Here is a 22153-nt window from a genome sequence, read left to right as displayed (position 1 = left end):
GGCGGGCGTCGAGCCTGATCGGACCTTGCGAAGTGAGCGCCCGTCCTTTTGAGAGTGCTCTATTTGGGATGAAATGACTTGCGTCAGCGAATTCAGATCGCTGACGCACACCGACGTGGGTGGCTATGCCTCCAGGGACAGGATCGCCTTCGCCGCATCCTCTCCTGCTATCAAAGCGCCTTCCATGTAGCCCCTGTACTCTCGCGCCATGTGAACGCCAGCCCAATGGATGGGGCCGGTGGACGCGCGGATTTGACTGCCAAATGTCGAAATGACTCCGGGGACCATGAAGCGGCTCGACGCCCCCGCGGACCATTCCTCGTTCGCCCCGATCTGCTCGTGATACGCCTCCGGCTTGGCAGCCTCGGGACCGAGCGCGCGACTGGCCAGGCCAAGCACCCTGGATCTCCTGTCCTGCGGCGAAAGTTCGTCGATCCCTTGAGCGGCAACTCCGCCGAACAGCCCCGCTATGATTGGACGTTCGGTCGTTTCGTCACCCATGTCGTACAGCGAGGTCAGGGAGCCGTCCGTAGCAATCACGTTTCCGTTCAGATTCTTTTCTCGCCAGAACGGACGATCGTAGATCATCACCACCTTGGTGTAGCGTCCGCTCGGAAAGCGCTGATGCAGTTGACGGCGTATCGCGGGGAGAGGGGGATCGAACTGGATCTGAGACGCCATTGCCGGCGACACGGCGCAAACAAGATACCGGGCGGACGAGGTGCCGCGGTCAGTTGTGACCACGACGCGATTCTCGGACCACTCGACCTTGCGGACCGGGGAAGAAAGCTCGACATGTTCCAACTCCGCCATCATGCCTTCCGAGACGGCTGCCGAGCCTACCAGATGCGTGGACTGTCCACCCGTTTCGACGTCCGACATGAAGATTGGTCCGCCGCAATATTTGAGCTTGCACAGCGCTTCCAGCGCTGAAATCTGTTCGGCCCTGGCTCCATAGTAGGCGCTTGTCATGCGCATGAACCAGCCGTGGACAGCTTCGGACCTGGCGACCCGACCTGCCCAAGTTGCGAAGGTCATCGAATCGAGTTCAGTGGCGCGCGGGCTCTCCCACGGGTTCTGCGGGACGTCTTCGAAAGTCAGGTGGGCAGCAGCAACGCGTCGCTCTGGCGCGCGCCTTGGTTTTTTCGCCCGACCTTCTGCTACTGGACGAACCCTTGTCCGCCCTCGATAAGTCGCTGCGTGAACAACTTCAGACCGAACTGCAGCGCATCCATCGCGAGTTCGGCACGACTTTCGTATTCGTCACACACGATCAATCCGAGGCCCTCGCCCTGTCGAGCCGGATTGCCATATTCGATCACGGGCACCTTGAGCAAATAGGCACTCCGGAGGAGGTGTACACGCGCCCCTCGTCACGCTTCGTCGCTGAATTCCTGGGGCAGATCAATCTGTTTCCGCTGTCGGATGCCACTTCGGACGGCGTCACCACGACGGGCACGTTCGCGGGACGAGTCCTCAGAGTGCCCGGGTTAGCTGCCGGCGACGTCCTGCTCGGCGTCCGTCCGGAGCACATGCGGCTGGGCGACAGCGATCCGGGAATGGGTAATTCAGTGCCGGCAACGGTCACACAGGCGAGCTATCAGGGCGCAACCGTCCAACTCGGCCTGTCCACAGTCTCGGGCAATCTCGTTCGCCCGCTCTCCCTCACGATTTCCGCGAACTCCGACCAGGCACAATCCGTGCGGATCGGCGAAAGCGTGTGGCTGAGCTGGCGCACCGAAAGCGGCATGGCCCTGGAAGAGACGTCAAAGCCAACAAAGCGAAGGGGAGAGTAGCATGATTGAAGCGACGAGAAGTGACTGGCTGGACATACTCGAGCACCGCATGGCGCGTGGAGAGGTAGACCGGCGCGCGGTGTTGAAACTGATGGGAGCATTGGGCCTCACCGCGTCCGCCGGCGCCCTCAGCCCGGCGTGGGCGCAGCAAAAGACCTTCACGCTCGTTTCATGGGGTGGAGATGGCACGAAAGGGTTTGAGAAGGCCTTGGCCACGCCATTCGCCGCTGCGGCGGGGCTCGAAGTAAAGAGCGACGGCTCCGGCCCAAGCGAAGGCGCCGTCCAGGCGCAAGCCGAGAGCGGCAAGATCTCCTGGGATGTCATGGATCTCGAATACTTCTCATCGATCACGCTCGGGAAGAAGGGATATCTCGGCGAGATTGATTATTCGGTCGTCAACAAGGACAAGGTTGTGCAGGGCGGAACGCACAAGTGGGGCGTGGCTGTTGGCTACAACTCCTATGTCTTGGTCTATAATAAGGCCCAGTTCGGGGATAATCCGCCGAGAACCTGGGCGGACTTCTTCAATGTCGAGAAATTCCCGGGAAAACGCACCTTTCCAAAATGGATGGTCGGGATGCCGGAAGCGGCGCTGCTGGCAGACGGTGTGAAGCCCGAAAACCTGTATCCATTGGATCTCGATCGGGCCTTCGCGAAGATCAAGGCTCTGCTGCCGCATGTGGTGAGCGTGTGGAGTTCGGGTGCGGAGAGCCAGCAACTGATGCGCGACGGCGACGCGGCCATGGGCACCCTGTGGGGTACGCGCGCCATCATCGTCGACCGGGATACCAATCAGGATGTGACCTTCGATTTCAATGACGCCTTCTACGCGCCGGACGGTTGGGGGTACATGAAGAACAACCCGGCGGGCGCGGAAGCGGCAAACAAGTTCATTGCCTTCGCCCAAGATCCGGCCATCCAGATCGACATGCTTCGGCTGATCGGTTTTGGACCCGCCAATCCCGAGGCATCTGCGAAGGTTCCGGACGATCTGAAGCGGGTCAATTGTACCCAGCCGGAACACCTCGCCAAAATGCATCTCATCGACATGAACTGGTATGCGGACAACTACGGGCCAGCGCTCGACAAGTTTGTGGCGCTGGTAGCCAGTTAAGTACCGGCGGGGGGGGGGGGGGGGGGGGGGGGGGGCGGGCGTCGAGCTCGCCGCCTTCTTTTGTTGGAGGAGTGAGGCATGGTTCATCGCAGGGCCGTCGAGTGGCTGGTCTTCGTGGCTCCTCTGCCCTTGGCGATCATCGTGGCTTACGTCTTTCCGCTGCTTGGTGTGTTGAGGTGGAGCTTTACGGATCCGACCCGGGGCCTGCAGAACTACGATCGGATTATGGTCGATGACAACATCCACGCGATAGCGTGGCGGACTCTCGATCTCTGCCTCACAACGACGGTCGCCGCGGTTCTGATCGCCTACCTGCTCGCCTACCACTGGACGTTCGGGCCGCCCTGGCGGCGGCGTTTCGTTGAACTCTGCGTGCTCATACCGTTTTGGATATCGGTGCTGATCCGTGCGTTTGGCTGGCTGATCGTGCTGCGACCAAAAGGGCTGCTGAACGAGTGGCTTCTCGCGGGGGGATTAATCTCGGAGCCGCTCGCATTGGTCAGGAACGATCTCGGCGTCGTGATCGGAATGGTTCACTTCATGGTGCCGTTTGCGGTGTTCCCGATCTTGGCGGTCATGCGACAGATCGATCCACGGATCATGAGCGCGGCGCGCGGCCTTGGCGCGGGGCCCGTTCGACGCTTTCTTGAGATATTCCTGCCGCTGTCGCTCCCCGGCGTTATCGGGTCGGTATTCATCGTCTTCGTATTTACGCTCGGGTTCTTCATCACGCCTGCCATTCTCGGGGGAGGGAGAGTGGTGATGATTGCCGAATACATCTTCACCCAGATGTCGCAGACGGCGAAATGGGGCCTTGGCGCGGCATTGGCCGTTTCCTTGTTGCTTGTTGTCAGCATCATGATCGGCGCGCTTCTGAAATTGGTTCGCATCGAGCAGTTTGCGAGGTAGTCATGCGCGATCAACGACCAGGCATCCTCAGCACGGTTGCGGTCTACGCCGCCATGGTCTTTTTGGTCCTGCCATTGGTTGCCGTCATTCCCGTGTCCTTCACAAGCAAACGCTTCCTCTCAATGCCTGGGGGCCAGTGGTCGCTGCAGCACTACGGCGAGATGGTGTCCAATAGCGAATGGCTGCAAAGCATCCAGACCAGCCTGTTGATCGCGTTTCTGACGGCACTTGTTTCGACCGTACTCGCAACTCTCTTTTGCGTCGGTGTCTGGTACGTGCGATCGAGGTTAACCGGGGTTCTGCTGGGCCTTGTGCTGATGCCGATGGCCGTCCCGCCCATCATTTCCGCCCTGACGCTCTACTTCTTCGTCACAAGCGCCGACGTGTACGATACCTTGATCGGGGCCGTGATCGCGCACGTCGCGATGTCGGTGCCGTATGCCGTTGTTACCATAATGGTCTCGCTGTCCCAAATAGACCGGCGCATCGAGATGGCTGCTCGAAATCTCGGTGCCTCCGTCTGGCAAACGACGTTTTGGGTGATCCTGCCGAACATCAGATTTGGCGTGATCTCGGCCGCATTCTTGTCCTTTATCCTCTCTTGGGAGGAAATCTCGGTGACGCTGTTCGTTACGTCGGTCGATATCATCACGCTGCCGCGCAAGGTGTGGTCGGGGCTGCGCGACAATATCGACCCGGTCATAGCTTCTATATCCGTCGTACTCATCGCCGTTACCACTGTCGCTATAGTGCTCAAACTCGTCGCCGAGGCACGTCAATCCCTGCGCGAAGCATAAGCGTTTGATCGCTGGAGGTTGCCGCCATTGATGTGACCAGTTTCGCTGAAATGTTCGAGGTTGGCGCAGCGCCGCAAGGAATGGCGTCGATGACATCTTTCTCGAAGCAGCGCGACCGGTCAGGTATGCCCAGGTACGGCTCTCCACCGGCTTCAGCTGCGCTTGGCCCAGGTCGCCATGGCGCTCTTCCATCAGGTCAAACCACAAGGGCGCATGAAGCGGCCCGTCGCGACCGGAGCGATCGGGCTGCATCCTGCGGTGCTGGCAAGCTAGGAGGAACAACTGAACAGCTTCAGACAATGCTTGCCAGAGGCTTTGCTTCCGGCGATTCCGAAACTGCAGAGGCGATGCGTGACTTGGTCGAAACCGTGACAGTGTTTCGCGACCCGTCAAGGCTCGCAGGAGTCGAGGTGGAAATCGCCGGGCGTCACTCCTAGGCGAGAAAGCCTTCCCCAATGGCGTCAAAGCGTCGGGGGAATGATGGTAGCGGGAGACCGCTACATCGCGAAACCCACTATCGAAAAAGCACTCTTCTGCTATCGGCGACGCGCTGCATAGCGTGTAACGTCGCCGAAGATCGCTCGAAATTAGGTGGCATGGACCAAGTTCTCGATAGGCTAATGCTCCTCACCGCGCGCCCGAGGTTGACGCACCGACGAGCTCGCCTTCACGAAGCCCTAGGCTTTCGTTTGGCAGGCGCCTTTCGGGTCGGGATAGGTTGCGGTTTGCGTCCGAGCCCCGCCGCCTTCGCTAGCGTAGATCTTTGGGCCGCGTAGTTCGGCGCTACCATCGGGTAGTCTGGCTTCAATCCCCACTTTTCGCGGTATTCGTTCGGCGTGAGTCCGTAGTGAACCGCCAGATGACGTTTCAGCGATTTGAATTTCTTCCCGTCTTCAAGGCAGATGATGTAGTCCGGCGTTACCGACCTTTTCGGATTGACGGCGGGTTCCTGTTGAGACGGCTCGGGCACATTCGGCTGACTAAGGCCTGCAAGCGACGAATGGATCGACGCGATGAGGTCTGGCAGCCCGGCGACGGGCAGGGGGTTTTGGCTGACATAGGCAGAGACAATGTCTGCCGTCAGCCCGACCAGATCAGTTGTCACGGCTTCGATTTGATCACTCAAGTATTCGCTCCTAGTATGGGGTCAAATGCGCGTCGCCCATTTTCCGTATATCGCAATTTTGAGCGATACCGAGATAAATCTACAGCTGCTTCTTTCTCCCGTCAGGCCAAGCTCAGCTCAACGCTAGTTTGAGCGTGAGTTCCCAGCGGGTCCCAGTTCGCCGTCACAATGAGTGCAGACGGTTACCGTCTTCGCACTACGTTCGCCGGTTCAGTGTGTTTGCAATCCGGGAATTGATTGCACCCACGAAACTTCGATCCATCTTTGTTGCGCCGTTCCACCAATTGGCCGACGAGGCAGGCCGGACATTGGCTCAATTCGGCTCCCTCAACCGTCTCGAAGCGAACTTCATCGCCGGCGATCTCGCAAAGCTCCTGAATATAGCGGGATGGCTGACGGCGATTGGTAAGCATGTAGACGCCTCGGCTGGCACGCGTGAGCGCTACGTAGAATAGGCGTCGTTCTTCCGCGTAGGCGAAGGTCTCGGGTCGGGGAATGACCAAATTCAGCAGCTCATCGTCTTCGATGCGGCTTGGTACGCCGTAGTTACCCTCACTGACATCGAGCAGGACCGTATAGTCGGCCTCAAGGCCCTTTGCCCGGTGAAACGACAGCCCGGCCACCTCAATGTTGGCAAAGGACGGCGGCCGCCCTTCGAATGGATCGAGAACGTTGTAGCGCCACAGCACCAAAACCTTTAGTCTGTCGCGATTTTCGTCGCGCCACCGATTGGCGATGCCGCCCAGACCGGCATCAAGCCGTTCGAGCAGGCGCTGACAGGCCGCCGCAAAGTCCGGCTTGTCGCGCTTATCCTCAATGGGAATGACACGGATCGATCGCGGCACGGCCGGGCGCGTCGAGCGGACGGACTTCTTGATCTGTTCGGGATTGCGCTGGATGAACTTGGCGGCCGTTTCGGCAATGAGCTGGTTACAGCGATACGTCTGTTCCAGGCGCCCTTGCCAGCTGGTCCCGAAGTTCGCTTCGAAGCGTGTAAAGATCGTGATGTCCGATCCGGCAAAGCGATAGATCGACTGCCAGTCGTCTCCGACCGCGAACACCTTGCTGAACGCTTTCTGCTGTTTGAGCGCCTTGATCAGGTTGGCGCGCGGCTCGGAAATGTCCTGAAACTCATCGACGAGAATCAGAGAATAGGGGGTTCGATATCGGCCGGTCTCGACCAGCCGCACCGCATCCGCGATCATCGAATCGAAGTCGATCCGCCTGGCTTCATCGAGTTTTCGGGAATAACCCTGAGTGATCATCCAGATCACGCGCGCGAACAGCCTCGCACGCACCTTGTCGTGCAAGGTCTTGGCCCGTTCGAGCAGCATGTCGAGCGTGAGGTGGCTGGCGCGTATGTGCTTCAAGCAGGTGGATATCAGTTGGTGATAGTGCTTGATAATCACCGGATCGAGCGCCTTGGTGATTTCGGTGTATCTCCTGCGCTCGAAAGGTATGGATCGACGCGCCAGTTCGGATTCGAGCGTGCTGAGCAACGTCTCGTCGCTGGCCTGACCGGAGGTCGTCTCGAAGAAATCGATCTCATTGCGGCGATATGCCTGCCGCTTGTTCTCGGCGTGCTCGGCGTAGTCCGCAAACGGCGAGGTTCCGTCGGCATCGAGCGCGAAATGCTCATGCACAGTTTCGGACTGCGGATAGTAGAAATCCGGATGCAGATGGCGGACGCTACCACCGTCTTCCTCCACCGCAATTTGCCGTTCGTATTCGAACACGACCGAATGCAGCCACAGCCAGTTGGCGATCTTCTTCTCCTGCAACGACTTTACGATCACTTCCGACAGTGAACCGATCGTGGCGCTGCCCTTTCTAAGGGTGTCCGATACGTACCGCTGGTAGTCGGCCTCCCCGTCAAATACCTCTATCGGGATGTCGGCCTTGGGATGCACGACGAGAAGCTCGGCCCACATCCGGGCAAATTCCGGATCGCTCTCGACAAGGTTCTGGATTATCTCTTCGATGACCCTGGTTTCGCCAGCGGGATGATCCACCCAGTTGGCGAGCTGTGGTGGCCGGCCTTCGACCTCCTCAATGATTCCGCGCCCGAGAGCATGAAACGTCGTGACGCGGCACTCCAGGGCGTCCTCCGCGACCTGCAACTGAGCCGCGATCCTCGTCCTGAGTTCATCGGCTGCGTTTCTGTTGAAGGCCAGGAGCAGGATCTCGTCGGGCCGATAGAGTTGCTTCTCCAGGACGTAGGCGACCTTGCCGACCATCGTCGCGGATTTGCCGGATCCTGCCGAGGCCACCAGCAGGTTGTTGTCCTCCAGGCGGATACAAGCCTCGCGCTGCTGACCGGAAAACGAGCGCCGGTCGAGATCGTCAAAGAACGGCTGGAACTTGCTCAATTCCGAGCTGACGAAAGCCTCGTTGTAGGCATGGCGCACGCCCGGGTTCGTTATCATGGCGAACGAGGCCGGGAGGGAGGCTTTGAGCTCCGCCGGCATCAGACCCGGGTCGAGAAGCGGGTGAGAGAGGGCGGCCGCCGCAGCGCCGGGAACGCTCGCGATGGCCCTGCTGAGATCGCCTTGCGCCAGATACTGTCTGTTGCCTTCGGTGATCTGCCGGAGCCTGTCGTCGACGTCGCACAGGCGTTCCCCCTCGGTGGCGATCAGCCCAAAGAGATGAGTATTTATGAACGCACGAAGGTCCGCGGCCAGCTGTGTGGCCGCGTCACCCGATAGTGCCGACAGGGTGTCTGTCCGGTCGCGAGTTCGTATCTCGACTGTGTGCCACAAGAGGGCTTTGCTGGTGGAAATAGAGACGATGTCGAGGCAGCTAAGCTCAACTTCGCGATCTTGAGCCAGCCAGAAATGTCCCGAGCTTTTCGGGTCTAGGATCAGCTTCCATTTTCCCACTGGAAACATCCGCGCAAAGAAACCTGGGCGGTAGGTCCGGGAGCGGCCAGATAGCAATTTGGTCAAAGCCACGTTCAATACTCTCGGTAGGCAAGTGGTTCCGACGAGCCGATTATCATGAACTAATTGAGACGTTCCAAATGCCCGGAACTCATTTTGAGTAGGGCCTGGGTATTTTTCTCGGCAGTCGCTTTAGCGTGATCAGTTGATAATCGGGGCGTTTTTGCCACGCCCGTCGGCTTCAGTGCCTGCAAGCATGCCATCTCTTTGGTGATGGATGCGGATACCTTGAGCATGTCGTTTGGGATTTCGCGGCTAGCCTGAAGAGTAACGTACCAAAGCGGTCAACATGGCCAAGTTCGTCTGGATCGTCTCGAACGCGCTTGTGCGCCAGACGACAAAGGTTTGCTGCCAGGTTTGACCGAGCCCGAACCCGTCGGGCACGACACCGGCGAACCGCGTCGCGATAGCTACCCCGTTCTTTTCGTGACGAGCCCGCCGTGGAGATGTCGAAGCAATTGTGGTGAAGCCTGCTGCAGTGCGACCGTCAGCGCGGCCAGTTGGGCCGAGTCCTTGTCATCGAGCGTGCCGCCGCGCGTCTTGAGTACGAAGGCCATCCTTTACCTCCCGCCTGATACATCGCCGGCACTACTACACGTGCATGACGAACACTCGACAGCAATCTGCGTTTGCCCGCTATTTCATTTACAAGTTGGCCGATGCAATGCATCTCGTCATCTTGAGGCAGCAAACCGGTACTCGTATAGTTATGTCATTTCGTGCGCTACGTCAGGTCAGTCGGAGAGCCCGATTGCCGCGTTCGCAGTCCTCCATCATGACGAGAGTACCCTCAACGAGGATCGCCGATGCGCAAGCAGGATCTCAAGATACTGGCCCACCTCAATGCCACGCTGCGCGACTGGGCGGCCGCGCAGTCATGGGCCAGTTTGCGCCCGATCCAGACCAAGGTGATCGAGGAATTTGCCGGAAGCCCCGACCACGACCTTTTGGTTACCGCCCCGACCGCGACCGGCAAGACCGAGGCGGTCTTCCTGCCGCTCCTTTCCGAACTCATGGGCGAGGCATTACCGCACGGCTTCGAGGTGCTGTACATTTGCCCGCTCAAGACGCTCATCAACCAGCAGCATGATCGTCTCGCGGGGATGATCGGCGCCTCAAATCGCAAGGTGACCGCATGGCATGGTGAGGTCTCGCAGAGTACGAAACAGCGCGCGAGACGCTTGCCGAACGGCGTTCTCATCACGACGCCGGAATCGCTAGAAGCGATGTTCATCCGGCCCGGGGACGACCTCCGGAACCTGCTCTCTCCCTTGCGTGCCATCGTCATCGACGAGATCCATTCGTTCTTCGGCACCGCTCGCGGCATGCAGTTGCTTTCGATCATGTCGCGCATCGAGGGTCAGCTTGGACGCCGCATCCGCCGCATCGGCATTTCGGCAACGCTCGATCCCGACATCTTCCCGCAGGTTCGGCGGTTCCTTCGGGCGGACGATGCCGATGGGGTTATCATTGCCGCAGACGATACGTCGCTCACGCCCGTCAACTATCATGTCGAGGCCTTCTACCAACCCGAAGCGCGCGTTCTGCCCGATGGCGAACGAGAACCTACTGCGCTGGAGCAGATCGCGAAGGCTGCTGCCGACGATTTTCTTGGCCACGGCAAGAGCCTCATCTTTGCCAACTCCCGCGGCCTCGTCGAGTTCGTGGCGACCAACTTGAAGGAAGCTGCAGTACACGACCCCACACGAGGAGAGGTGTTTCCGCACCACGGCTCGCTCGAGCGCAAGCTTCGCACTAAGGCCGAAGCTGCGCTTCGTGACGAAACTCACGACAAGGTCGTCGTCGTATGCTCGCCGACCCTCGAATTGGGAATCGATATCGGTGCCATCGAGCAGGTCGGCCAGATCGATGCCGGACCCAGTGTTGCCTCACTTCGTCAACGCTTGGGCCGCTCCGGCCGGAAGTCGGGCAAGGTCAGTGCGCTGCGCATGTACATTCGCGAAACGGCACCTGGTACCGACCTCCACCCCATTGAGCGCCTTCACTTGCCGACGTTTCAGGCCGTCGCTCAGGTAGCACTGACGAGCGAACGGCGCTTCGAGCCACCTGCGGAAAACCTGCCCAATCTTTCGACGCTTATTCAGCAGTCGCTGTCAACAATCATCGGCAGCGCCGAGATCACCGTCTCCGCTCTCATCGAACAACTGATCACGCGCGGCGCGTTCAAGCATGTCGATCCCAAGCTGCTCGTTGCGGTCCTCGAAAGCCTTGAGAGCGAGGAGCTCGTTACGCTTACACACCGAGGTCGTGACACCCTTGTTCAGCTTGGTAGAACCATCGAGCGTCTGCGCAAGGGGCCGCAGCTTTATGCGGCCTTCCAGTCCGGCCCAACTTATGTCGTCCGCGCCGGCCCCAGCCAGCTCGGCACCATACCCGCCGGACATGGCATCCAAGCAGGGGAGCGCATACTCTTCGCCGGACGGCAGTGGATCGTCCAGAAAGTTCTCAGTTCACCGCCTACTATCATCGTCGCCCAGAGCACGGGCGGCAATGCACCGCGCTTTGCCGGTCCTCCAATCCCTCCCTCCCAGCAGATCGTTGCGCGGATGGAGCAGCTCTATCGTGACCGCGAAGGCTTGCCCACTGGCATCAACGTCCGTCTGGGAGCCCGCGCCAAGGCCTGCCTCGAAGAGGGCCGCACAGCCTTTCACGAGTTCGATCTTGCTCGACGCGCGATCCTGGATCGCGGCGAGGGTGCGATCCTATTCCCCTGGACCGGGCCGACTGCGCAGACGACGCTGATCGCAGCGCTCCGGTTCCTTGGACTTTCCGCATCATCGATCGGTACCGCCATCACCGTCGACAAAGCCGCCAATCTCGCCCGATACCTGGAGCAGATCGCCAGCTGGGACAGTGCGAAGCCTACCTTGCCGAACGTTTCCGAGCTGGCCCGGAACGTAAAGGATACGCGCATCGAGAAGTTCGACTACCTGCTCAGCCCGTACCTGCGCCGCGTTAGCTATGCCTCGCTGATGTTCGATGCCCCCGGCGCCGCGCGTGCGGCGCAGCGCCTTCTCGTCAACAGCTAGGGCGTCCCCACCGCCCTGGCCCTTTTCTTGCCCCCTCTCGCGACCTTTGGTGCTTTCACGGCTTTGGGTGTTCGCGGGGTCTTGTCCCCGAACACCAGGAAGCGGACGCCGATCCGCTCAAAGGTGATCTCGGTGTCTGCCAACAAAGACTTGAGGCGCAGCAGCAGCATCGCGCTGATGGAGCCCCCGGGATTTTTCTCCTGAGCACTTTCCGCGTCCGCGAGCGCCAGTTCATGGACGTGCGGCTGCAGCACGACTGCCGTCGGCTCGCGCAATGCGGGGTTCGAATCGAGGAAGGCTATTGCTTCATCGAGTGCCGTCTTCGAGTCCGACGGCGCTCCGTTCCGCCAGCAAGGCGGTCCCGGCTTGTCCGGCGCGATGGCCGCGACGCGGAGCCCCAACTCCTTGCTGAGTGCCACCGCGTCGAAGAATCTCACGTTCTTCTTGGCCTGACTGACGACTTGCTCATAGGGGGCGACGGCGATGAGCCGCCTTTCACTACCCGAGAACGCGCCCTTAGCGTGAACCAACCAGAGCCGACGGCGCCCGGGCTCTATGAGGATGAAGTCAGCGATCTCGCCGGCTGCATCGTCGCAGATCGCCAGCCAGTCTCCCTGCGGGTCGAACCAGGTGACCGCAGTTTGGACGACGAAGTCGAACAGCGAGTCCTCGCTACCGATCGCACCAAGCCCAGCCTTCGGCTTCTCCTTAGTGATATCGTAGAAGGCTGCCTTGTCGCCGAAGGACCACCAGCGCCAAGAGTCGAAGGGCACATCACGCCATTCCGGCTTGAACAGCCTTCCACTCTGGATCACTTGCCCGCTGGCGTACCAGACCGAGAGCCGGCGATCGATGTCGCGCTGCAGTTCATCGAATAGCACGACGCGGCGATCGTCGATTGGGACATGATAGGCCTCGGCGGCGACCTGAAACCCTATGCGATCATCACCGATCGGCACAGGTCGGACTGCGAGATCGAGCAGGTGCTCGTCGTCGAGGAAGACCGCCATCGCGAACTCGGCTCCAGGACCCTGCCGCGCAAGCTCGACCCGTCCCGACTCGAGCCAGCGCTCTTCGAGATCGCGTTCATGGTCTCCATATGCACTGACGCGCAAGGCTTCCTCGGCGGCGGCGCCAAGATAAACCTCGATTGGCTCCTGCGCTTCCGCCAACTCGGTGCTTGGACGCGACTGCGCGAGCAAGCGGTAGCCATGCTGACTCCGCCCTTCGTTGCCGACCACCGGCTGTCCTTCGGTGGCACGGATCCGGTTGAACAAGTCACCGAGGCTGCGGCGGAATCCCTCGAACGAGGCCGGCGGGGTCGTCCAAACCCGCCGCTCCTCGAAGACCAGCCCGACGCGTCGAGGCGGACGCCAATCCTCGCCATCAGCCAGGACTTCGGCGTCCGGCTGCTTTCCGTCAGCCATGAGGTCTGAGATGGCCCCGCTCGGATCAAATGTCTGGTCGCCGTACGAATCGATCGCATCGCGCAGGTCGCGGCCAAAGAATATCTTGCGGTCCGGCTTTAACGTCGTCGGCTGGTGAATGCCCTGCATCCAAAGTTGCTTGGCGGTACCTTTGATGAAGGTTCTTTCCAGCACGTCACGGTTCACCAGCTCGATCGGTGCACTCGCCGAGAAACTGTCACCGACTCGCCCATCGGCAAGCCACGATTGAAGGTTGCTCGCCGGCGCGTCTTCCGTAGCGTGGATGGCGGCGAGACCCTCCTGAACCGTGAACAGCGCGAGATGGTGAGTGCGGTTGAGGAGCAGCGGCTCGTCCGGGTCCTCCCCTGGCTCAGGGGCCTTGCGGTATCGGCGTAGCCAGGCAGGCGGTCGTTCGAGGAGATAGTGCGCTCCGGTGACGAGCCAGCCGTCCTCCTTCCAGGTCTTCATCACGGTGACGCCGCGGACCTCCTTGCGGGTAGCGCCTGTTGCGGGGTTAGTTGCAACTAGCCTCTCCCATCGACCAGCGACTGCCGCGACGATGGCCTCGGCCGTGGCGTCCGCCGCCAGCTTGTACGGAACGATCACAAGCTGTGGCTTTAGATCCTCGAGAGCTACCTCGCCTGCCATGCGCACCCCGCTATACCGCAGTCTCCGTTACCCTCTTCACAGTGCCCGAACGCTTACGGAAAGCAACCCGGCTCGACTATTACCAGCATCCGGAGGCGATCGACGCGGTCATCTTGCGCACTGACGAAGATTGGCAACACCCACCGCATTCGCCACTCCGAGACGTCGCAAGAGCCGCTCGAGACCACGGCACAGATCGACTATCTGTCCACGCGCCTGTTTGTTCTTCTCTATTTGATCTTGAAAGCGAGCAGCAACCGGGCGGCGTCACCGTTAGGCGCCTTGTCCGCAATTTGAGGAGCGCCTACGTCCACGGCCGATCAAGGGCACCGATATCGAGCGCTGACCGTTTTCGTGCCCGCAGATTGGCAAAGGCGCGTCGTTGCGGCGCGCATCGGCCGGGCGCTGGGTAATGACGTGGGCCCACCATCTGATCGCGAGGCATTTCTGATCTCTCTTGTGGGGCTCTACGGAAGCGAGATACGACAGCAGCCAGCACTGCACTGCTAACCGGGTCATAGACCAACAGATTTCGCCATACGCAACAGCAGGCCACGCAAGATTTCGCTGCCACCGTCGCAAACGTCGCGCGTCTGCGGCGCGGGGACTGGGCCATTCCTGTCGCCGGACTAGCAAGAACTCGGTGGAAAGCCGCTTCTTTATGCCAGTTCCGATTGCAAACTGCTGAAAAACGCATAAAGGTGCGGAATTCAGCGGAATGTGGTAGGATTTTGTCGAATCTAGCGGGTTTTGGCCTGTTGTACTGACCGTTTTGAGAGTCGCGATGGCGAGGTCGTCTGTGATCAAGAAGTTGAGGCTGGAGGCGGGCGCTTCCCAGAACCAACTGGCACGAAGAGCGAATTTGGACCGTGGGACAATCGCTTCCGCCGAGAATGGAGGAAGCCCGAGCGAACTCACACTCTCCAAGATCGCGAAGGCGCTATCCGATCTGCTCGGAAGGCCGGTGGATATCGATGAACTGACGTAGTCACAGCCTGGATGTATTGACGAGAGAAAGGGCATCCCATGACTCGCACCAGCCCAGAGGCCAAGCGAAAGGCGGCAGAGTTGCTCATGGCGCCGGACAGGCCAATTCGAAACATTGCTCATATGAAACGTGACAACAGCGCTCCCGATTACGATATCGAGGCAGTCAAGAAAGTGAGCAAAGAGACGGTGGGGAAGAGGGCCGAACGATATGTTCGGGTGATGAAAGCCCTTTCTTCGTCCAGCAAATAGACTTCCTTTCAATACCAAGAGGGGGGCCTATTCATGGACGAAGAGAAAGGGTATTTCAGGTACACACAAGAAGAGATACTTGAGTATCTTATCAGCTATTGGGATCTTGCTGAAGATTTCATCGAAGAAATTGTAAATAAAAAGTTCGTTGGCGACGAGATAAAGATCGTCGTTTCGCCGCGGCGGTTATACCTCGCTGTCGAGAGTGCCTATCAGGACATTGCCAGGTACAAGAATTATCACCAAACGGATCCTTTCCGAAAGAAGCTCGACTGCACAAAGCGGTGCGCTTTCCTTCTGAAGTGGATACCAAGATTAAAACCGATACAAGTTATACCTGATTCACCCAGCTTTACAGGTGTGAATGATCAAGGTTTTACGCAGCTTTCTGACAAGTCACATGATGATTTAGAGCTTCTGAATGAACTATTCGCACTTTATCTTTTTGAAATTAACCTGAGCGCTGAGATAAAGTTGGATGTTGGGATCAGCGAACAGAAGCTTCGGCAATTGGCATATGATCTATTGTACCGGGACATATCTCGAAACGGATGGATCGCCATCCTGCAGCTTTTCAAGGACTGCTGTCATCCGAAGTTCGTCAAAGGCGTGCCGTTTCTGACCAAGCTTTAGCAGGGCTGGCCACGCCGGTTCCAAGGGTCCAGTTCGTAGCCAGTGGATTGTGTCCGCAAGGCTTTGGCACGCGTCGTGCCGGGGTCAACTGGCCACGTAGGCCTCGACCCATGCTCGCGCCAGCCTCGAATAAGGCGACGACGCGTTGGTACGCGCGCGCAATTGCGAGCGGATTTCGCCAGTGAACTGGCGGATCTTTGCCAGTATGCGGCGGTCCGCCCTCAAATCATTTGCCAACTCCGCATCTTTGGCGCGGGGCCGCTGTGAGAGTTTGAGAGACCGCGCGTTTATTCTGTCGTCGAGCTCGACTGCGATCTCCTCCAGATCCAGGCTGAGCTCGAGCAGAAACTCCATATCGCGCAGCACCTTGGTGCGGTTCTGCACGAGTCCAAGTCGGTTCAATCCGTAAATCTGAATCGAAACCATGCCCATCGGGCTCACATTGGCGGCCTTGGCCGCCGTCGCCAATCCCTCCGGGTCCGCCATCGCCTCCGGGAGCGCAAGCGCCTCGCCAGGGCTGAGCGGCCGCGGATATACGAGGCTCACGAGATGGGCCCTGTCGACGTGGAACGCGAGGTGTGCGTCCGGATCGTCAATAGTCGGGTCAATCAGCAAGCGACGTTCCGCAGACAAGTCGTCCGAGGGCTTCATGGCTCGAACGACACCGCCGATCAAGGGAAAGGCACACTCCTTGCCAGTGTTCAAGCTCTTTGATCGATCAAACTCACCGCTGTCGAGAAGCGTTGCCTTCCCGTTGCCCCTGGGGCTTGGTGTCTTCTGCTTACGGCGGCGATTGCAGTCGATGCAGCTCGGCAAAAGATTTGTCCATTCCATTGCGAGCCACCAATAGCCGGGGTGAGCGTCAGCATTCTCTACTTCCCCCTTCGGTCGAAAGTGCTCAACATCGACCGGTTGAGTGGCTCCGTAAAAGCTCTCGCAATAGGCACACTTGCCGTGGAACAGCTGCTCAAGCGCGGTCTTGACCGATGCTTGCTTGTACCTGGTGAAGTCGAACGCCTCATGCCTTCGAGGCCCGTTCATATGTTGGGTCACCAGCTCAAGCTCGGTCTTGCCGTCCGACGGACGTCGGCTGTGCAGATCGGGCGGCTCGCCGACTGCCGATCGGTCGACTTTCCTCATTGGAGGAGGCTCTGCAGAAAGTCTCTTACGGCGGCCTTCGCTCTGTCCCTCGCCATGCCGGTCGCCTTTTGATCCCTTTTGCGGCGCTGCTCCAGATACTCGGCGACTGCCTCCTGAATGACCTGGGTTATCTCCGTGCGTCCGTATGGCAGGGCTTGGGCAATCTCACGATTGAATTTCTCCAGCGCAACCTGCTCTTCGGTGTTGAGTGGCTCGCCGTTGCGCTGGCGAGCCAATGTGCGAGATATCGCCGAGAATGTTTCGTCCGTCCTCTGGTCGTCTGTCGAAAACAGCTGGAACAGGTTCGACGTCAGAAGCTGCTCGACGGTCATTTCCTCGATATTGCCAAAGTCGTGCACCTGCTCAACCGCTTCCGGCAACTGATCTTGACCGGGCTCGGAGAGGATCTGAAAGCGGTTCAGCATCATCACCTCCCCGTTCAACATGCCACGGACGCAAAGGGGGTCGTGCGATGTAAGGATAAAGGTGACCCGGGGCAGTGCGCGGCGCAGACCGGTGATGATGTTGAGCTTCCATCGCGGGTGAAGATGGGCTTCGACCTCATCTATGAGCACGATCGCATTCGAATGCCGCGCCGAACGTGCCTCTCTTGCGTCGCTGCCTTGCGCTCGTGCAGACGCCGGTCGACGCGAAGCTCCCACAGCCGCCATCAGACCCTGGAACACGTCGCACACCAGCGCCAGTATCGCGCGATACCCTGAGGAGGCCACCTCCAGCTGCTGTCGAACGATGTAACTCGTCCCGTTCGGCCTCTGCTTCCTGATATTGATGTAGCAGCGCTCGGAGCCGTCGTGCTCGTCGGGGCCGACCTCGATGTTCTGAAATTCTCCGTCGATTTGGATGATGTGACGGAGCGCGCTCACGACTTCATTGAGTGCTTGCGGCTGCGACTTGGCAAGGTTGATCAACCAGGCGGCGGGATTGGAAATGTGACGATCGTATCCGAACAGAGTATCCACATGGCGGATCGCCCCGCGTCGTTCCTTGCCGCCGAACAGTCGGTGCGCCCCGTAGGCGAAGACAAGCGGCAGTTCCTTTCCGGTCGTCGTAATGCCATTTTCGTTGATAGTGACGCCAAGTTCGCTCCCGCCGTGGAATGCCAGCACGATCTCGGACGCGCGAGGCCCTTGGTAGCCGGCCGGCGCACCCATGTACTGTGGCTTCAGGACAAGCATGCCCGGGTTCAGCTTGAGTCGCGATCGCGTTGCGGGAGCCAGACAGGCAAGCGCTATTGCCTCAAGGAGGCTACTTTTGCCAGCCGCATTCTCACCCAGGATAAGCAGGCATGGCGCCCCTGGCTCCTCGGTTGCCTCTGCAGGCATCAACGAAGCGCGGATGCGGGCCCTCTCCGGTAGCGCAATCCCGATGCTTTCCAGGGATTTAAAGTTTTTGATCCGCACCGAGCCCAAGCGAGGAAAATCAACGCGCGGCCGCGGATGCGGGAACGTCCTCGATCGTACGGCTTCCTTGGCTTTCGTGGCGCCCTTGGGGCTGAGCCGGCGGATTGCGCTCGCCAGCGCTATTGGGAAGTCGGGCCGCTCGGCGATCCAGATATCGAAAAGGCCTTGAATGTTTTGTGGGTCCAGCGACGGCGCCTCGTCATATCGTTCCGACAAGAACTGGGCCAGCTGGCGCAACACCAGGTATCGGGAGCCGCCAAACTCTGCTTGTTCCAACGGCGCACCGCCACCGACCGCAGATCCGTTTCGAAGAGCCTCTATTTGACTCTCGATAGCCTGCCGGCGTCTTACGACCAACGGGTGCCGGTTCAATGCAAAATGCGATATCGTGGCGGCGCCTCGGACATCGGAGGCCACCAAGTTCCCATCCTTGGCAATTTCAATTCCCGATTCAAGCAGGGCCGGCTCTCCTGGATAGAACAGAACGGCGGCTTCCCGATCTATCAGCCCAGGTTCATACAACAGTTGCTCCGGCTCCAACGCTGTCGGCGCATGCGCCCGCCGACCCTCGACAGGAAACAGTGCTTTCTGCGCCGGAAGGCAGTCGCTGCAAATTGGAAAGAAATTGTTCCAGTTGAGCGAAAGCCAGAGGTAACATGGCTTTTCATCGGGGGTCGCGCTTGGCTCGGCGTAGGCGGGAGGGCGGAACCGATATGGTTGGAGGGCAACGGATCGCTGTTCGCAAAAAGGGCACTTCCCGTATGCCAACACACTGAGCGCTTCGATCACATCAGGTTGGAACGGCTGTTTCCAGACTGCTGGCAAGTCAGTCTGAAGGCGTTCTTCCAAACTCCGTGCCAGATAGTCCATGATCGCGCGAAGCGAGCTGTCCAGAAAACTGATGTTGAACGAGCGTGGGGTCTGTCGACGTCTCGAGGCGTGGTCGAAGAATAGCACTGCCTGGTCCTGAATCTTCTGAGCCTTTTGCGACCAATCGATTAGGGACATCGGTCGCGTAGGGCACAAACTGCCATTCAACTGGATGTTCGTCCATCGAAACATTACCGCTGGACAGAGGGCTAATTGAGAGATGACCGGCCAACTTTGCTCGAGACCGGATGCAGTCAATGGAGCCAAACACCTCTCAGTATCTGCTTCTCGATCCGCAAGCTATGATTCTACAGCCTTTTTTCGTTCAGTGGCTTGCGGGGAGCGCTTATTTTCCTCGCCGGTGGCTCCCTTCGAAGCCCTTTGAAGAAAACCTTTCTCTGCAATCTTTGCGCTCCTTTCACAACGAAGATACATCACGCGCTGGAAATACATCACTGATTGTGCGATAGTCTTATTCTTACGATCGGCCATTTTTATCTGGTCCTGAAAAAATATACGCATCCTTTTTTAAAATTGGCAAGCAGCGATAACGGAGGGATCCATGAACGACGAATCTCCGCCCAAGCGGTCATGCGGAGCTATGATCGAATACCATCGGCTTCTGGAGCAGGATCCAGGATACCGATCCCGACTTGTCGAAATAGAGCAGGCGACGCAGCGTCGCGTCGCGCGGATGAGCGTGGATGCATTAAGGTCGGTGACAGTGCCCGTGGTTGTTCACGTGGTCTACAAGAAGGCGGCCGACAATATCAGCGATGCGCAGGTCACAAGTCAGATAGACGTCCTCAACGCGGATTACAGCGCCGCCAACACCGATCTGCCGAACGTGCCGGCGCCCTGGAAAAGCCTGGTGGGAAATGCGAAAATCAAGTTCAAGCTCGCCAAGGTCGACCCCGGCGGTGCCCAAACATCCGGGATCGTCCGGCAAAAGACGACCGTTGACGGGTTCGGCCAAGACGATTCGGTGAAGATGACCGCCAAAGGCGGTTCCGATGCCTGGGACACCACGCGGTATCTCAACATCTGGGTTTGCGACCTCCAAGGCGGCTTGCTCGGTTACGCTCAGTTCCCGGGAGGTCCGCCGGCCACTGACGGCGTGGTCATTCGCAACACTGCCTTTGGCACCGGTGGCGTCGCGGCGAAGCCCTTCAATCTCGGTCGGACAACAACGCATGAAGTGGGCCACTATCTCAACCTCAGGCACATTTGGGGTGATACGGAGGACTGCTCGGGGTCGGATCTGGTCGCCGACACGCCGCGGCAGCAATTGCCGAACTACAACGAGCCGACTTTCCCCCATGTCTCCTGCAACAACGGGCCGAACGGTGATATGTTCGTGAATTACATGGACTATGTCGACGACAAGGCTATGTTTATGTTCTCGGCTGGGCAGGTTGCCCGCATGAGGGCTACCTTGGCAGGGCCGCGCAAGGATTTGACGACAGGCGCAGCACAACTGACGTAATGGCGGATATCGATAGTACGACGCTGCAGCAGCAGTGGGTACACTCCCATGAGGAAGATGGCCCGGACCGCCTGGTCTTTCGGCCAGGTTCCTGGACGTTCCCACCCTCTCGCGGCCGTCGTTCATTCAGCCTGGGACCCGGTGGGCGCCTGCTTGCAAGCGGCCCCGGTCCTGATGACAGAACGACACAGATGATCGGCACTTGGCGTCTCCTGCCCGGCGGCATAATCGAGCTCGACCAGGCAGGAACGGCATCGCGGCTGAAGGTCTTGCGACTGGCGCCCGACAAGATGGAGATTGGCCGCTAAGTCGCGGTCTCCCACTCCACGTAGAGGTCGCGCTTGACCGTAAATCCCGCCGGTGGCGTGGCGACGTCGCTTCTTGCGAGCTTGGTCTTTTGATTGAGCGCCGCCATCAGCGGCCCACGCGGTATGCCCGGCCACTGGGTGACAGTCCCAGTCGATACGAACGCTGTGACGTTGCTACCAATCAGCGATTCGATCAATTCCTTTGGAGTGCCGTTGTGGCTGCCATGATGCGATACTTTGAGAATTGTCGTGCGGGCCAGCAGTTCGCGTACCTCCACCTGATCCATCGCTGCCTTCCAGGTGCCCCACTGAGCGTCGCCGGGAAACAGAAGGAATTGGTTGCCAGCTTCGATCATGATCATCAGGCTGGTGTTGTTGACGGCATTGTCGATAGCCGCCGCAAGAACGCTGAAGTCAGGATCTTCAGCGATTTTTTCGACCGCAATCCTATCCTCGTCGTTGAAGGTCGATCCTGGTGTCTGCTGGCGAAACAGCGCCTCGCCGATTTGCCAGATCTGTTCGCAGCCCGCACTTGCGTCGCTTTGCGCCGGCATCGCGTTCGACTGCGCAATATAGGCTGCGCCCGCTGGTGGATCCATATTGGCAATAACCTTTTCGTCGCGGCTTGGTCCCAGGATATGAAACTGAACGCCAGGCAGGCTCGTCAGCGCATAGGTTTGCAATGAAGGCGCAGCCGCGTTGTCGCCTGGCCGCGCCGGGAAAAAACGACGCGGCGGGTTGCCCGCAAAACCCCGGTGCAACGTCGCCATTGCCTGCTCGTTGGTCAGAGAGTTGAGCGCGAGCGCAAGCTGGGCATTCTTGATCGTCCGGGCCGAATTCCTGGCCAGCGGTGTCAAGTCCGCACTGACGCCAGGCGATATCGCCTGACTGAGCGCCATGGCAAAGGCCGATTGGCGATTGCGAATGCGTGTGGCATCGGGGTCCGCGGGATCCTCAGTCCATGGCATCCACACTTCCCCGACCTCCACCGTCCTCCAGATCGGGTTGTCGAAACCGCTCACATGATCCTTGTGACGGTGTGTACAGACCACGAGATCCAGTGCCGCCCTGTCGTTCGACGTGCAGGTTGCGACGACATCATCGGCGATCTTAGCTACCTGAGCCTTTGTCTTGCTGAGGCTGCCGCAATCAAACAGCACGCGCTTTGGCGTTTGTCCAAACCAGAATGTCAGCAAAAAGCAATCGCCGAAGCCGACCCGGTACATGCGTATTGAGATACGATCGACCAT

At 59.2% G+C, this 22153-nt stretch carries 16 protein-coding genes and 1 pseudogene; 9 read left to right on the top strand and 8 right to left on the bottom strand.

Annotation, left to right across the window (positions count from 1 at the left end; translation table 11 throughout):
* Positions 1-123: 123 nt before the first annotated feature.
* A pseudogene (locus FJ988_RS15650) lies at positions 124-1122 on the bottom strand (flavin monoamine oxidase family protein); the annotation flags it as partial.
* A gap of 53 nt (positions 1123-1175) precedes the next feature.
* Here FJ988_RS15650 and FJ988_RS15645 point away from each other — a divergent pair.
* The 4 genes from FJ988_RS15645 (at position 1176) to FJ988_RS15630 (ending at position 4616) form a co-directional block, all read left to right on the top strand.
* Entirely contained in the window at positions 1176-1796 is a 621-nt protein-coding gene (locus tag FJ988_RS15645) for an ABC transporter ATP-binding protein (RefSeq protein ID WP_246688559.1), read from the top strand.
* Position 1797: 1 nt separating this feature from the next.
* Entirely contained in the window at positions 1798-2910 is a 1113-nt protein-coding gene (locus tag FJ988_RS15640) for an ABC transporter substrate-binding protein (RefSeq protein WP_140819199.1), read from the top strand.
* 78 nt (positions 2911-2988) lie between these two features.
* Entirely contained in the window at positions 2989-3819 is an 831-nt protein-coding gene (locus tag FJ988_RS15635) for an ABC transporter permease (RefSeq protein WP_140819197.1), read from the top strand.
* A 2-nt stretch (positions 3820-3821) separates the two neighbouring features.
* The gene (locus FJ988_RS15630) at positions 3822-4616 is read left to right on the top strand and encodes an ABC transporter permease (protein ID WP_140819195.1); all 795 of its coding nucleotides are present in this window, start codon (positions 3822-3824) and stop codon (positions 4614-4616) included.
* A 667-nt stretch (positions 4617-5283) separates the two neighbouring features.
* Here FJ988_RS15630 and FJ988_RS15620 read toward each other — a convergent pair.
* The 3 genes from FJ988_RS15620 to FJ988_RS30820 form a co-directional block, all read right to left on the bottom strand.
* Positions 5284-5742: a MucR family transcriptional regulator gene (locus tag FJ988_RS15620; RefSeq protein ID WP_140819193.1), complete on the bottom strand. Its 459-nt coding sequence runs from the start codon at positions 5740-5742 to the stop codon at positions 5284-5286.
* 182 nt (positions 5743-5924) lie between these two features.
* Entirely contained in the window at positions 5925-8630 is a 2706-nt protein-coding gene (locus tag FJ988_RS15615) for a UvrD-helicase domain-containing protein (RefSeq protein WP_140819382.1), read from the bottom strand.
* A gap of 461 nt (positions 8631-9091) precedes the next feature.
* Entirely contained in the window at positions 9092-9238 is a 147-nt protein-coding gene (locus FJ988_RS30820; protein WP_181183544.1) for a hypothetical protein, read from the bottom strand.
* Positions 9239-9487: 249 nt separating this feature from the next.
* Between FJ988_RS30820 and FJ988_RS15610 the strand changes: the two genes are divergently transcribed.
* Entirely contained in the window at positions 9488-11731 is a 2244-nt protein-coding gene (locus FJ988_RS15610; RefSeq protein ID WP_140819191.1) for a DEAD/DEAH box helicase, read from the top strand.
* Here the strand turns inward: FJ988_RS15610 and FJ988_RS15605 are convergent.
* Entirely contained in the window at positions 11728-13806 is a 2079-nt protein-coding gene (locus tag FJ988_RS15605) for a hypothetical protein (protein WP_140819188.1), read from the bottom strand. The genes FJ988_RS15610 and FJ988_RS15605 overlap by 4 nt on opposite strands.
* A 784-nt stretch (positions 13807-14590) precedes the next feature.
* Between FJ988_RS15605 and FJ988_RS31570 the strand changes: the two genes are divergently transcribed.
* From FJ988_RS31570 to FJ988_RS15590, 3 genes are read left to right on the top strand one after another with little or no spacing between them, the layout of a single operon-like run.
* Complete coding sequence (locus FJ988_RS31570; protein ID WP_140819186.1) at positions 14591-14794, top strand: helix-turn-helix transcriptional regulator; 204 nt, start codon at positions 14591-14593, stop codon at positions 14792-14794.
* A 38-nt stretch (positions 14795-14832) separates the two neighbouring features.
* A complete protein-coding gene (locus FJ988_RS15595; RefSeq protein ID WP_140819183.1) occupies positions 14833-15045 on the top strand; it encodes a hypothetical protein in 213 nt (70 codons plus the stop codon).
* Between the two features lie 33 nt (positions 15046-15078).
* Positions 15079-15678 (top strand): hypothetical protein, encoded by a 600-nt coding sequence (locus tag FJ988_RS15590; protein ID WP_140819181.1) that lies wholly within the window; start codon positions 15079-15081, stop codon positions 15676-15678.
* Between the two features lie 84 nt (positions 15679-15762).
* Here the strand turns inward: FJ988_RS15590 and FJ988_RS15585 are convergent, their stop codons facing one another.
* Positions 15763-16818 carry an endonuclease gene (locus FJ988_RS15585; protein ID WP_140819179.1) on the bottom strand — a complete coding sequence of 352 codons (1056 nt, stop codon included), beginning with the start codon at positions 16816-16818 and terminating at the stop codon, positions 15763-15765.
* Entirely contained in the window at positions 16815-19196 is a 2382-nt protein-coding gene (locus FJ988_RS15580; protein ID WP_181183542.1) for an AAA family ATPase, read from the bottom strand. The genes FJ988_RS15585 and FJ988_RS15580 overlap by 4 nt, the downstream gene beginning before the upstream one ends.
* Positions 19197-19671: 475 nt before the next feature.
* Here FJ988_RS15580 and FJ988_RS15570 point away from each other — a divergent pair, with 475 nt between their 5' ends.
* The gene (locus FJ988_RS15570) at positions 19672-20595 is read left to right on the top strand and encodes a zinc metalloprotease (protein ID WP_140819173.1); all 924 of its coding nucleotides are present in this window, start codon (positions 19672-19674) and stop codon (positions 20593-20595) included.
* Between the two features lie 304 nt (positions 20596-20899).
* On the opposite strand, the gene FJ988_RS15565 is transcribed toward FJ988_RS15570, so the two are convergent.
* On the bottom strand, positions 20900-22153 hold the full coding sequence (locus tag FJ988_RS15565; protein WP_140819171.1) for a hypothetical protein: 1254 nt from the start codon (positions 22151-22153) through the stop codon (positions 20900-20902).

Origin of the sequence: Mesorhizobium sp. CU3 (assembly GCF_006442965.1) — a bacterium.
Lineage (GTDB): Bacteria > Pseudomonadota > Alphaproteobacteria > Rhizobiales > Rhizobiaceae > Mesorhizobium.
This window is presented reverse-complemented; position numbering and strand designations above follow the sequence as displayed.

What these genes read in the sequence shown, in the direction of transcription:
- FJ988_RS15640 (WP_140819199.1), top strand. Translation starts at nt 1,798, where the DNA reads ATGATTGAAGCGACGAGAAGTGACTGGCTGGACATACTCGAGCACCGC.
- FJ988_RS15635 (WP_140819197.1), top strand. Translation starts at nt 2,989, where the DNA reads ATGGTTCATCGCAGGGCCGTCGAGTGGCTGGTCTTCGTGGCTCCTCTG.
- FJ988_RS15630 (WP_140819195.1), top strand. Translation starts at nt 3,822, where the DNA reads ATGCGCGATCAACGACCAGGCATCCTCAGCACGGTTGCGGTCTACGCC.
- FJ988_RS15615 (WP_140819382.1), bottom strand. Translation starts at nt 8,630, where the DNA reads ATGTTTCCAGTGGGAAAATGGAAGCTGATCCTAGACCCGAAAAGCTCG.
- FJ988_RS30820 (WP_181183544.1), bottom strand. Translation starts at nt 9,238, where the DNA reads ATGGCCTTCGTACTCAAGACGCGCGGCGGCACGCTCGATGACAAGGAC.
- FJ988_RS15610 (WP_140819191.1), top strand. Translation starts at nt 9,488, where the DNA reads ATGCGCAAGCAGGATCTCAAGATACTGGCCCACCTCAATGCCACGCTG.
- FJ988_RS15605 (WP_140819188.1), bottom strand. Translation starts at nt 13,806, where the DNA reads ATGGCAGGCGAGGTAGCTCTCGAGGATCTAAAGCCACAGCTTGTGATC.
- FJ988_RS31570 (WP_140819186.1), top strand. Translation starts at nt 14,591, where the DNA reads ATGGCGAGGTCGTCTGTGATCAAGAAGTTGAGGCTGGAGGCGGGCGCT.
- FJ988_RS15595 (WP_140819183.1), top strand. Translation starts at nt 14,833, where the DNA reads ATGACTCGCACCAGCCCAGAGGCCAAGCGAAAGGCGGCAGAGTTGCTC.
- FJ988_RS15590 (WP_140819181.1), top strand. Translation starts at nt 15,079, where the DNA reads ATGGACGAAGAGAAAGGGTATTTCAGGTACACACAAGAAGAGATACTT.
- FJ988_RS15585 (WP_140819179.1), bottom strand. Translation starts at nt 16,818, where the DNA reads ATGAGGAAAGTCGACCGATCGGCAGTCGGCGAGCCGCCCGATCTGCAC.
- FJ988_RS15570 (WP_140819173.1), top strand. Translation starts at nt 19,672, where the DNA reads ATGAACGACGAATCTCCGCCCAAGCGGTCATGCGGAGCTATGATCGAA.
- FJ988_RS15565 (WP_140819171.1), bottom strand. Translation starts at nt 22,153, where the DNA reads ATGGTCGATCGTATCTCAATACGCATGTACCGGGTCGGCTTCGGCGAT.